At 35.6% G+C, this 12,992-nt stretch carries 11 protein-coding genes; 5 read left to right on the top strand and 6 right to left on the bottom strand.

Annotated elements, in window-relative coordinates:
- Positions 1-31 precede the first annotated feature (31 nt).
- From porN to topA, 6 genes are all read right to left on the bottom strand, one after another.
- Entirely contained in the window at positions 32-925 is an 894-nt protein-coding gene (porN, locus tag FS85_RS0108385; protein ID WP_010135737.1) for a type IX secretion system ring subunit PorN/GldN, read from the bottom strand.
- Between the two features lie 8 nt (positions 926-933).
- Positions 934-2,478, bottom strand: coding sequence for a type IX secretion system motor protein PorM/GldM (gene porM, locus FS85_RS0108380; protein WP_010135736.1), 1,545 nt, complete (start codon positions 2,476-2,478; stop codon positions 934-936).
- 37 nt (positions 2,479-2,515) lie between these two features.
- Positions 2,516-3,184 carry a type IX secretion system motor protein PorL/GldL gene (gene porL, locus FS85_RS0108375; protein ID WP_010135735.1) on the bottom strand — a complete coding sequence of 223 codons (669 nt, stop codon included), beginning with the start codon at positions 3,182-3,184 and terminating at the stop codon, positions 2,516-2,518.
- 44 nt (positions 3,185-3,228) lie between these two features.
- On the bottom strand, positions 3,229-4,605 hold the full coding sequence (gene porK / locus FS85_RS0108370) for a T9SS ring complex lipoprotein PorK/GldK (RefSeq protein WP_010135734.1): 1,377 nt from the start codon (positions 4,603-4,605) through the stop codon (positions 3,229-3,231).
- A gap of 118 nt (positions 4,606-4,723) precedes the next feature.
- Complete coding sequence (locus tag FS85_RS0108365) at positions 4,724-5,881, bottom strand: formimidoylglutamase (RefSeq protein WP_010135733.1); 1,158 nt, start codon at positions 5,879-5,881, stop codon at positions 4,724-4,726.
- Between the two features lies 1 nt (position 5,882).
- Positions 5,883-8,396, bottom strand: a complete 2,514-nt coding sequence (gene topA / locus FS85_RS0108360) for a type I DNA topoisomerase (protein ID WP_010135732.1) — start codon at positions 8,394-8,396, stop codon at positions 5,883-5,885.
- A gap of 175 nt (positions 8,397-8,571) precedes the next feature.
- Between topA and miaB the strand changes: the two genes are divergently transcribed.
- Genes miaB through secG form a run of 5 tightly spaced genes read left to right on the top strand, consistent with a single transcriptional unit; the run spans position 8,572 to position 12,906 of the window.
- The gene (gene miaB / locus FS85_RS0108350) at positions 8,572-10,020 is read left to right on the top strand and encodes a tRNA (N6-isopentenyl adenosine(37)-C2)-methylthiotransferase MiaB (RefSeq protein ID WP_010135731.1); all 1,449 of its coding nucleotides are present in this window, start codon (positions 8,572-8,574) and stop codon (positions 10,018-10,020) included.
- Positions 10,021-10,048: 28 nt separating this feature from the next.
- On the top strand, positions 10,049-11,278 hold the full coding sequence (locus tag FS85_RS0108345) for a sigma-54 interaction domain-containing protein (RefSeq protein WP_010135729.1): 1,230 nt from the start codon (positions 10,049-10,051) through the stop codon (positions 11,276-11,278).
- Between the two features lie 22 nt (positions 11,279-11,300).
- Complete coding sequence (locus tag FS85_RS0108340) at positions 11,301-11,819, top strand: LptE family protein (protein ID WP_010135728.1); 519 nt, start codon at positions 11,301-11,303, stop codon at positions 11,817-11,819.
- Between the two features lie 8 nt (positions 11,820-11,827).
- A complete protein-coding gene (locus tag FS85_RS0108335) occupies positions 11,828-12,541 on the top strand; it encodes a hypothetical protein (protein ID WP_010135727.1) in 714 nt (237 codons plus the stop codon).
- Positions 12,538-12,906, top strand: a complete 369-nt coding sequence (gene secG, locus FS85_RS15355) for a preprotein translocase subunit SecG (RefSeq protein ID WP_010135726.1) — start codon at positions 12,538-12,540, stop codon at positions 12,904-12,906. Before FS85_RS0108335 ends, secG begins: the two co-directional genes overlap by 4 nt.
- Positions 12,907-12,992 lie beyond the last annotated feature (86 nt).

The following is a 12,992-nucleotide window of genomic DNA, read 5'->3' as shown; positions in this document are numbered from 1 at the left end:
TTTTTTTATCTCTATATTAATAAATTGTAATCTAATATGTCCACATATCCGATTCCAAATCTCTAATTTCATTTTTAATTTTCTCAGCTTCTCTTAACTGAAATAATGACTCTGCTCTGTATTCGCTAATCGCTCTATTACCATGCATGTTTTCTTGCTTAATAATAACAGAAGAAAAGTCTCTAGTGTTTAGAATTACATCAAAAGAAGCACTTCTTGGAGCATAACCATCTTTGATAGGAAACTTGTTGTGTAAAATTTCCCTTGCATCTGGATAAAAAATCCAAAATAGAGGATAAACAGCATCGTCTTGTATGTCGTCTCTTCCAATAGTCTGAACATCAGGAGCCATAGGTGCAATGGCCAACAAGCGATATTGCATTTCTCCAATCAACTTGTTAAAATACCACATTCCTTTTATTTGGAACGCTTGTATGTCTTGCGGAGTAATGTAATTTTTATCTACAAACTCACTAATGTCTGTTTCTCCTTGGTTTAACAAATCGTATCCGTAGCTTGCGGTGTCTACACGTACTAGCTTCTTTTCAATTTCTGATACGGGCAATCTATTGATAAATTCAGAATCTTCATAGATCTCAGTTATTTTACCATTTCTAATGTTATCCATCAAGTTGGTAAATAAAGATTTTGTATGTAGCAATTCGTCATTAACAGGGTAGTACAAACGAAAATTCTTTTTTTGGTACAAGTCTATTGTTTCCCATACGATTGAAGACCACAAAATATCTCTATCATCTACATAAGCATATGGTAATGGCTTATCGTTGTCTGCTTCTATTCTTTCTTCAGATTTTACACCAATCTGATTTGCTTTTTTTGCATTCAATATATTATAATTGGCTTGTGAAAACCCTACAGAGCAACCAACAAACAATAATATTGAAGTTATTAATTTGTATTTCATCATAATTCTTAATTAGAAATTTCTACACTAATAGGTAATACTTCTTTTAATTTATAAGAAGAATTTCCTATAATATTTGCTCTTATACCAAAAATGGTAATGATATCTCCTCTTCTAGCTGAAGATATTGCTTTTTGAGCTTGCGCATTCATTCTATTCCCTCTAACCACTACGGTTGTTTTTCCAGGAACTTTTACTTTAAAGCTTTGAACACTCAAATTTAAATCAAACACAAAATCTGGCAAACCTGCTTCCACTGTTGATTTTGCCAAACTAGATTTTGGCATTTGTAGGCTACCATATTGTTTACGAATACTTGCCATGGCTTGTGGAATATCTTTAATTCTAAATTCCACAGGAGGCGACTGTACCGTTTCTCCATTATCCGCTGTTCCAGTTACTCGGATTGCCACTGTTTTTCCCGTACCTGGTCTCATCACATATGATGTTCCACTTTTTTGAGATAAACCAGGAGCTGAAGCTTTTACCTTTGTAGGGCTAATACCTGGGATGGTAATTGTAATTGGGTTTTCTAAGCCCCTGTAAACCACATTCATTTTCTCTGCAGATACAATTGCTTGGTTAGAAGCCGCTACAACTGAATAGTTACTATTGATTTCTACAGGAATATCTTTTCCATTCTCTTTAAAAATAAATTTCCCTACAATAGGTCTATCACCAACATTTCCTGCTCTAAACTTATATTTTACTTTTCCGTCTTCAAAATTTTTATTCAAGTCTATTTTAGAACCATTGATTTCAACACTGTTAGGAACTTTAGAATCATCTTTACTTGCCAAAAACACTTCCATATTTACCTCACTTCCTGGACTGTACGTTGATTTGTCTAATTTTACAAAAGCTTGCAATTTAGTTGCCGAAGCTGCTTTTTTTAATCTTCCCGATAAGAAAGCAGATAAAGCTTCACTTTCGTAGTTTAAGGCAGCACTTTCCATACTAGACAATACTGCTAACGAACCAATGGCTGGTAACTTGTAAAAATTCTGTATCAACCAAGGTTTTCCATCTACAGGAGTTGTGTCAAAATTTTCTTCAATTGCATTTTTTAACGTAGCATTGTTTCCTACCAAAGCAATCATTCCTTCTCTATACTTATCAACCGTTGCTACAAACCTTTGTGCATTAGGATTGTCCGCTTCACCTTTAAAAAAATATTCATCTAGCAAATCTCCTTTGTCCATTTTAGACACGGGCAACTCACCCGTTTCTGGATCTACAGGATTTGCTTCTAAAATTACATTCTTAACCGTATTTAACTCCGACACTAGCTCATCTGTAAGATCCTTTACCTTTAATCCTGTTTGATAAACTTCTTTGTATTGAGTTGGGTTTTCAACGCTATATCTTTTCAAATCTGCCAAAGCAGCTTTGTTTTTATCTTCTCCTTGTTCTATAGCCTTTTCGGTTCTATTGAACATTTTTAAGAAGGCATCCATCACTTCTGCAGATACATTTAATGCTAACATTGCCATTAACACCAAATACATCAAGTTGATCATCTTCTGCCTAGGGCTTAATTTTCCTCCTGCCATAAAATTCTTTTTTAATGTTTATTTATTTAGCAGACATCTATCTATTACCACCCATTGCAGACAACATTCCTCCATAAACTGTATTTAAAGAAGCTATGTTTTTTGATAATGAATCCATTTGTTTGGTTAACTCTTCTGATTTTTGAGAAACAGAATTCACCAATTTTGATTGATTTTCTAATACTTGTATCTGAGAAGCCTGTACCTTTGACATGCTTTCTTCTTGCGAAGCATACATCGCATTTATTTTTTCTAAGTGGTTGGCTGCAGATGAAATTTCTTTGTTGTATTTACCAGTATCTGCAACCGCACTAGAACTATCTCCAATTTGTTTTGCAGCACTAGTTAAGTTGTTCATACTTGTTGTTAACTTATTAATTACTCCTGCATCTAATTTAGCAGCCGCTAACATCTCATCAATTTTTTTGGTCAATACACCTTCTGGAGTTTCTTTCTTTTCTTTTTTAGATGATGATTTTCCTCCGGCTAATTCTGGGTATACTAAAGACCAATCCAACTCGTCTTGAGGCAAAGGTTCAAATGCAGAAATTAAGAAAATAAAAGCTTCCGTTCCTAACCCAGCCATTAATGCGATATCAGCACCTGGCAAGTGTAAGATTTTAAATAAAGCCCCGATAATTACAATAGCTCCTCCAATTCCATAAGCCATTGCCATAAATCTCTTGAATCCTTTTGAATGTAACATAGTATAAAATAGTTTGTTGTTTGTTTTCTTTTTATTGCTCTTTTTTATTTGTTTGTTCTAATATCACCTAAGTAATCTTGAACTGTTCTAAACCCAATATAGCTTTTGGCAGAATCTGCATACTCATAATCCTGAGTACTTACCTCTAAAAAGTATGCAATATCTTTCCAAGAACCTCCTCTTACAATTTTTCTTTTATTTGCTGGATCGTCTATATTTACATTTAATGAAGAAGAGATGTAAGCACTAGACATATTATAAGCATTTGATGTCCACTCCGATACATTCCCAGCCATATTGTAAAGTCCGTAATCATTAGCAGGAAAAGACTTTGCTTCTACAGTATAGATAAACCCATCGGCTCCAGAATCATTTCTTTTAGGTTTAAAGTTGGCTAAATAATAACCTTCTTTATCTACTACATAGGGTCCTCCCCATGGAAATTTACCATTTTGTATTCCACCTCTGGCAGCAAATTCCCATTCTGCTTCAGTTGGCAATCTAAAGTCTGGAGCCTGAATCCCCGATTCTGATGCTCTTAAGAAATCATTTTTTTTCTTAGTTCTCCAGTTACAAAACGCATTGGCTTGATTCCATGTAACCCCAACAACAGGATATTCTTCAAAAGCGGAATGCCAAAAATAATTGCTTACCATCACATCATTGTAAGAATATTTAAAGTCTTTTGCCCATACAGTAGTATCAGGATAAATGTTGATGTCAATTCTGTCGTTGATTACTTTTTTATCAGTATTGTTTTTGGTAGCATCTTTGGTTTTATGAGTAGATAAATAAGAGTATTTTAACAACTCTACGTCAAAGACTCTTTTTTCTCCTACGTCTTCGCTAGGCAAGTACAATTGCTCCATTACTTCTGCATAAGCCTCATCTGGATAATCTTCTCTTTCCCAAACAATTGGCACATCCCAGTTTAAAGCTCCTGACCCTAAATGGTTTCTACTAATAGAACCATACGTTTCTAGCATATATTTTTGATATGCGTTGATTTTATCAGAATCTGCATCGATGTCTAAATCTTGATATTTATAATCTGCAATAGAAGCTCTTCTTCCTCCTTCTTCTGCCAAGGTAGCAGATTCAGCAAAAATGGCTAATTCTGTTCTTACAATAGAATCTCTTACCCAATACACAAACTCTTTGTACTCAGAATTGGTGATTTCGGTATCATCCATAAAAAACTCTTTCACAGAAACATCTTTTACAGGTGCTGTGTAAGCTCCCCATCTGTTTTCGTCTGTCTTTCCCATTGTAAATGTTCCTCCTGGAATCAACACCATACCGTAAGGTCTTTCTGCAAACCATAATTCTGATTTAGCCCCAACCAATTCACCACGATCACTTACTTTACTACAACCGACAAGAGTAATTGCTATTACAAGCAAGAAAATTAATTTCTTCATATTGTTTTTTTTGTTTCTTTTTTCAGGATTTTAAACCCGCTGTAAACTTAGAAAAAAAATCCTATTAAACAATAGAACTTTCGAACCATCTAACGAGTCTTAACTCAATCTTAAACTACTAGTACGTACTCATTTTTTTTAATGCCTTAAACCATCTTTCTGGCATTTTTTGATCAATTGCATTTAAATAATCTTCTTCAGCACAAGGAACAAGTATGTGTCTTGTATACTTTTTCTTTGTGTTTAATTCTATTTTCATCCACCATCTTAAACTTTTATCACTTTGATAAAACTCAATCACATAATCTTCAAAGGGTACTAAATATTTAAAGTAGTTTTCTTTAGATCCAAAAGGATAATCTTCTGTTCTTAAAGAATATCCCTCTAAAAAATACCATATAATTTGAGCTATTAATTTAGCCGATAAATTTCTTTCATCATACAAAGGGTTGTATTCGTACACACCAAATGATGTTACCTTATCACTAATCCCTGCATACCTAGCAATAGCACAAACCTTGTCTCCAAACAACCCATTAGGATTGGCTTTTTCATTGGCTGGAGCATCACTAGCTCTTACGGCACTCATATCTATAGACACAATGTCAGCATCTCGCATTACAGGTTCAGCAATGGTAATGTCTTTTAGTTCCCCTAATCTGTAACTTTCAAAGTACAAATCTTCAATCAACGCTATTTCGTCGCTAGAGTTGTAATAAGTCTGATAACCCAAATTGGCATAATTAAACAAATTACAAGGTTCTTCCATCACAATTTTAGTAAGATATGATGTAGAGTTTTCATCATTTTTTTCTTTTCCGAAACCAAAATAAGGACTAACTACAGCCAAATTTACCATTTGATCTAAATTGTCGTAACCTCTATAATTTGCATAAATCAAATCTATACTACCTCCTAAAAGAATTGGCAAGATATTTTTTTTGAACAGATAAAAAACTGTTTCTTTCACAGCATAATAGGTGTCTTTTAGCTCATTTCCTGCTAAAATAGAGCCCAAATCTACCATAGAAATCTCCCAGTTTCCTTGGTAAAGCTGGTACAGTTCTTCTCGTATTTTTTCACCTCCTTCTTCCGTTCCTAGATTGCGATCTGCCCCTCTAGATTCTCTAACATCAAACAAAGCGACTTGTACATTATCTAAATCAGGAAAACCTTCGCATTCTGTATTTTTCACGACACAGTTCCCCAAAGTCTGACTGGGATAATCACACTCACTAAGATGTTTGGGAACTGGGGTAAAAAAATCTTGAATCATCTTACGCTTTTTTTCGTGTTGACTTTCTAGCAGTTGTTTTTTTGGTCGCTGCTTTTTTACGAGTTGCTTTTTTAGGTGTGTTCTTTTCTAAAATATCTTTTACTTCTTCTAAACTAAGTGCAGGAGCATCTACTGTTTTTGGAAGTTCTATTTTGGTTTTTCCTTTGATAATATTATGTCGTCCCCATCGAGCTTTTTCCACACGAATTCCCTCTTCTTCCCAATGGTGAACTACTTTTTCTATCTCTTTTCGCTTTTTATCCTCTATTAAAGTAACAATGTCTTGATCGGACAAATTATCAAAATCGTATTTTTTGTTTACATTGATAAACATTCCGTTCCACTTGATATAAGGTCCAAAACGTCCTACTCCTTTTTGTACAGGCAATTCCTCGTAATGATATATAGGAGCATCTGCTTTAATTTTTGCTTCGATCAATTCTACCGCTCTATCGTAATCTACAGACATAGGGTCTTCTCCTTTGTCTAAGGAAACATACATGCTTCCGTATTTTATATAAGGACCAAAACGTCCGTTAGATACAATAGCTTCTTCTCCTTTGTAGTCTCCCAAGTTTTTTGGCAACAAGAACAAATCTAACACTTCCTCTAAAGTAACCGTTCCTAGGTTTTGCTCTTTTAACAAACTTGCAAATTCTTTCTCCTCATCATCTGGTCCTCCAATTTGTGCCAAGGGTCCAAATTTACCCAATCGTACCAATACTGTTTTTCCTGATTTTGGATGTGTTCCAAGAATGCGTTCTCCACTTTCTCTCTCTGCATTTTCTGCTACGTCTTTTACATCGGTATGAAATCCTTTGTAAAAATCTTTGATCATTTTAATCCAGTCTTCGTTTCCTCTGGCAATTTCATCAAAATGCTCTTCTACTTTGGCTGTAAAACCAAAATCTAGAATTTTATCAAAATGAGCTACTAAAAAGTCGTTTACAATATTTCCTATATCCGTAGGCACCAACTTTCCTTTGTCAGACCCCACCTTTTCTGTCAACGTTTTAGTTGTTAATTTATTGTTAGCCAACACAAATTGTTCGTACTCTCTTTCTGTACCCTCTACAGTTCCTTTTTCTACATAACCTCTTCTTAAAACCGTGGAAATAGTAGGTGCGTAGGTAGACGGACGACCAATTCCTAGTTCCTCTAACTGTTTTACTAAAGAAGCTTCTGTAAATCGGTATGGAGGTTTGGTGAATCTTTGCGTAGCAGTCATCAATTCATTTTCTAAAGCTTCTCCTACTGCCAACCTAGGCAACATACCGTCTTGTTCTTCGTCCTCTGTGTCGGTACCTTCTAAGTACACTTTTAAAAACCCTTCAAACTTAATCATCTCTCCATTTGCTGTAAAGATTTTATCATTTTGATTGTTTTCTATTTTTACATTGGTACGTTCTAATTGAGCATCGCTCATTTGCGAAGCTAGCGTACGTTTCCAAATCAAATCGTACAATCGGTTTTGATCGTGCTCTTGATTGATTTCGTGACGAGACATCTCTGTAGGGCGAATGGCTTCGTGAGCCTCTTGTGCTCCTTTTGATTTTGTATTGTAATCTCTTGGAGTACTATATTCTGCTCCGTAGTAAGAAGTAATTTCATCTGCAGCAGCTTGTTTGGCATCGTCCGATAGGTTGACACTGTCCGTTCTCATGTAAGTAATGATCCCAGCCTCGTACAAACGTTGTGCTACCGTCATGGTTCTAGACACTGAAAAACCTAATTTTCTAGAGGCTTCTTGTTGCAAAGTTGATGTTGTAAAAGGAGCTGCTGGTGATTTTTTTGCAGGTTTGGTCGTTAAATCTGCTATCTTAAAATTAGCTCCTACACATTCTTTTAAAAATCCCTCCGCTTCTTCTCTAGTATCAAATGCTTTAGGAATACTGGCTTTAAATGTTTTCCCTTCTGAACTTACAAATTCCGCCACGACTTTGTAACTAGCTTCTGTTTGAAATTCTAAAATACTTCGTTCTCTTTCTACAATCAATCGTACTGCAACAGATTGTACTCTACCTGCAGACAAGCCTGCTTTTACTTTTCTCCACAATACAGGAGAAAGTTCGTAACCTACAATCCTATCTAGTACTCTTCTGGCTTGTTGTGCATCTACTAAATTGTAATTAATCTTTCTTGGATTTTCTACTGCTTTTAGAATCGCTTTTTTTGTTATTTCATGGAAAACAATTCTTTTGGTGTTTTCCTCTTTTAACTTTAACTGTTCTTTTAAATGCCAAGCAATAGCTTCTCCTTCACGGTCCTCATCACTTGCTAACCAAACCGTTTGGGCTTTATTGGCAAGTGTTTTTAATTTTTTAACGACCGACTTTTTATCATCAGAGACAATATAAGTGGGACTAAAATCTCCGTCTACATCAACTCCTAAACCGTTAGAAGGTAAATCAGCAATGTGCCCAAAACTGGACTCAACCTGATAATCTTTCCCTAAAAATTTTTCTATTGTTTTTGCCTTTGCAGGCGACTCTACGATTACAAGATTGTTTGCCATACGCTATATATCTTCTTCCTTTTGTTGTCTTAGTTTTGCAACAAAAGTAGGGAGAAAATTTAAAACCTTTGCTTTAACATCTTTATTTAAGATTTTATTAACTCTATTATATTCTGACATCTTGTCATAAAATCACATATTTTATTGTACTTTTGCTCTCCATAAATACAATCTCATGAGTAGAGTCAGCGATCAAGAAAAAGTGATTGATGCCAACAAGCAAGGACATCCACTTTCTACCGAACATATAAAAGGAAATACAAAAAAGCTATACCTAGAAAGCTATGGTTGTCAGATGAATATGAATGACAGCGAAATTGTAGCTGCGATTTTATCCGAACAAGGATACAACACCACCACCAACCTTAATGAAGCTGATTTGGTAATGGTAAACACTTGTTCTATTCGCGAAAAAGCAGAACAAACTGTAAGAAAGCGTTTGGAAAAATACAATGCTGTAAAAAAAATAAATCCTGCGATGAAAGTGGGGGTTTTAGGTTGTATGGCAGAACGTTTGAAAGCGAAATTTTTGGACGAAGAAAAAATTGTTGACTTGGTTGTAGGACCAGATGCATACAGAGACTTGCCTAATTTATTGTCGGAAGTAGAAGACGGAAGAGATGCTGTAAACGTGTTGCTTTCTAGAGACGAGACTTATGCTGATGTATCGCCTGTTCGATTAAATTCCAACGGTGTTTCTGCATTTGTTACCATTACCCGTGGTTGTGACAATATGTGTACGTTTTGTGTAGTACCTTTTACCCGTGGTAGAGAACGAAGTAGAGACCCGCAAAGTATTATCTCTGAAATTCAAGACTTGGTTACAAAAGGCTACAAAGAAATTACCCTGCTAGGGCAAAATGTAGACAGCTACCTTTGGTATGGTGGAGGTCTTAAGAAAGACTTTGACAAAGCTAGTGCTATTGCCAAAGCAACTGCTGTTGGTTTTGCTGACTTGTTAAAAATGGTTGCCAGTAGTTTTCCAAAAACACGTGTTCGTTTTCACACAAACAATCCTCAAGACATGGATTTAGAAGTACTACATACCATGGTTACCTATCCAAATATCTGTAGGTATTTGCACTTGCCTGTACAATCGGGTAGCACTACTGTATTGAAACGAATGAACCGACAGCACACTAGAGAAGAATACATAGAGTTGATTGATAACGTCAGAAAATTATTGCCCGATTGTGCCATTTCTCAAGACATGATTGTTGGTTTCTGCGGCGAAACCGAAGAAGAGCATCAAGATACGCTTAGCCTAATGGAATACGTAAATTACGACTACGGATTTATGTTTGCGTATTCAGAAAGACCAGGAACCTTGGCCGAAAAAAAATTCCCAGATGACGTTCCTAACGATGTAAAGAAAAGAAGATTGACTGAGGTTATTAACTTGCAACGTGAATTGAGTTTAAAAAACACCCAAAGTTACATGGGCAAAACAGTAGAAGTTTTGATTGAAGGAAATTCTAAAAAATCCGAAGCTCATTGGATGGGTAGAAACTCTCAGAATTATGCTGTCGTTTTTCCTAAAGGAAATGAAAAAGTAGGCGATTTTGTTCAGGTAAAAATAACAGACTGTACCTCTGCTACACTTTTAGGAGAAGCCCTTCATTAATTTGAACTCAAAAAAAAATCAAAAAACTATGGAATCTGTTCAGGTAATTAAACAACGTTTTGGAATTATAGGAAACGATGCACAACTTAATCGCTCTATCGAAAAAGCCACTCGTGTAGCCCCTACAGATATTTCTGTTTTGGTAGTTGGAGAAAGTGGTGTGGGTAAAGAAAGTATTCCTAAAATAATCCACTCTCTGTCTCACCGAAAACACAGCAATTACATTGCTGTAAACTGTGGTGCCATTCCAGAAGGAACTATAGACAGTGAATTGTTTGGACATGAAAAAGGAGCTTTTACAGGGGCAACTAGTACCCGAAAAGGATATTTTGAAGTAGCTGATGGAGGAACTATTTTTTTAGATGAAGTAGGAGAATTGCCCTTAACCACACAAGTTCGCCTGTTACGTGTGTTAGAAAACGGAGAATTTATTAAAGTAGGCTCTTCTGATGTGCAAAAAACCAATGTTCGTATTGTTGCTGCAACCAATGTAAAAATGATTGAAGCTATTAGAAAAGGCCGTTTTAGAGAAGATTTGTATTATCGATTAAGCACCGTAGAAATTGAACTGCCACCATTGAGAAATAGAAATGGAGACATTCATCTACTCTTCCGTAAATTTGCTTCTGATTTTGCTCAAAAGTACAAAATGCCAACCGTAAGATTAAGTGATGAGGCAGTAGAACTGTTAGATCGTTATCATTTTCCAGGAAACATCCGTCAGCTACGAAACATTGCCGAACAAGTTTCTGTGATTGAAGAAAACCGAAATATTTCTGCTCAAGTATTAAAGCAATACCTTCCTAATCTAAGCAGTGCTTCGCTACCCATGGTTTTTGAAGACAAAACTTCTGATTTTCAAAAAGAAGAAAAGTCAAATTTACTAAAAATGATTTACGATTTAAGAACGGAATTAGACGAACTTAAAAAAGTAACCTTTGGCATTATGCAGCGCAACACCAATCATCAAGAATTGGAAGATTTTTACGAACCTCATCCCAAAGCATTGGCCCCATCATCCAAAGCTCATTTGCTAAGCTATTCAAAAAAAGAGGCAGTTGAAGACGAAGAACCAGACGAGGAATACTCGTATATAGAAACCGTGGAAGAAGACGAGAACCTGTCTTTACAAGACAAAGAAATAGAAATGATCAAAAAATCTTTGGAACGCAATAACGACAAACGCAAGTTGGCAGCCAAAGAATTAGGGATCTCGGAACGAACTTTGTACAGAAAAATAAAACAATACAACTTATAAGTTATCTTTGTTAACAAACCATATGCACATGCTTCGCACTTTTGCTTTTAGATGTAGTATTGCTATCGCCACCATTGTATTGATTGGCTGTAGTGTAAACTATAGTTTTACCGGAGGAGACACGGGAAATGCCAAAACCATTCAGGTTAGTTTTTTTAACAACAATGCAGAATTGGTAGAGCCTACCTTGAGTCAGGAATTTACCATTAACTTGCAAGATTTTTTCTTAACACAAACCAACTTGAGTTTGGTAAAATCTAGTGGCGATTTGCAGTTTGAGGGAGAAATCACTCGCTACACCATTACTCCAATGACTGCCAACGCACAGCAAACGGCCTCTCAAAACCGTTTGACTATAGAAATTAATGTACGCTATTACAACAGGGAAGACGAAAGCAAAAATTTTGAACAACGCTTTAGCCACTTTTACGATTATCCTGCAACCACCATCTTGCAAGGAAGTGAATTGGAAACTGCTTACGAAGAAATTTTTGAACGTATCAACCAAAATATTTTTAACGCTTCTGTAGGAAGCTGGTAAGACAACCTATGCAACAGTTTACGGAAATTTTAAAACATCAAAAAACAGAACAATTAAGCGTTTCAGAACTAGAAACCTTGGTTGCAGAATTTCCATATTTTCAACTGGCCAAAGCATTGTTGTTACAAAAATACCGAAACAGCCAACATTTTAAATACAACAACGCACTAAAAAACCTTGCTGCACACACAGTAGATCGAGAGGTTTTGTTTGACTTTATTTCCCAAATTGAAGAAGCACAACAAGCACAAAACAAAGCTCAAATTACCAAAACAGCACCCGACACTCCTCTTGCTACAGAAACACAAGAGGTTGTATTCTCTGCTCCTTTAGAATTTACCAGCAAAGAAAAACACAGTTTTAAAGAATGGCTGCAGTTAAGTCATCAAAAAACTATAGAGCGCAATCCAACTACTTTACAAAAGGAAACACCTAAACCCTTAGAAACCAAGCTAAATATTATAGATCAGTTTTTAATGAGCAATCCTAAGATTTCTCGTCCCATTAAAAATATACCTACCAGTGCTTCGATTCTTTCAGAAACGGAAGATCCAACACACCAACTTATGACAGAGACCTTGGCAAAAGTGTATATTGCTCAAAAAAAATACTCAGATGCAATTCAAGCCTATAAAATTTTAAGTTTGAAATATCCAGAAAAAAGTAGTTTCTTTGCAAACCAAATAGAAAAAATCGAAATTTTACAAAAAAATAAATCATGACAACATTCGACCTATTGTTAATCCTAATCATGGTAGTGGCAGTACTACTTATTTTAATTGTATTGGTACAGAATCCAAAAGGAGGTGGTTTGTCTTCTTCTATTGCAGGAGGTACAGGAAACACTATTGGAGGTGTACAGAGTACCAACAACTTTTTGGACAAAGCTACATGGACATTAGCAATTACTTTACTGGCGTTGATTTTGCTATCTAGCTTGGCTATTCCAAGAACAGGTACTAGTCAATCAGACTTACAAGAAACAATCCAACAAAGAGAGCAAGCACCCGCTGCAACTCAAGAAGTAGAAGATATTGAAGATTTGATAAACAACCCTACAGAGACTAAAGAAAGCTCGGAAGAATAGGTTGTATTTCTTATCAAAATCCTAAAAATGTCATCATGTCACTCATGATGACATTTTTTTTATTGGCATACTTTTCGATTAATACA

It is taken from the genome of Ochrovirga pacifica (genome assembly GCF_000220525.1).
In the GTDB taxonomy this organism is placed as follows: Bacteria; Bacteroidota; Bacteroidia; order Flavobacteriales; family Flavobacteriaceae; genus Ochrovirga; species Ochrovirga pacifica.
The sequence above is the reverse complement of the archived record's forward strand: the minus strand, read 5'-3'. Positions and strand labels throughout refer to the sequence as shown.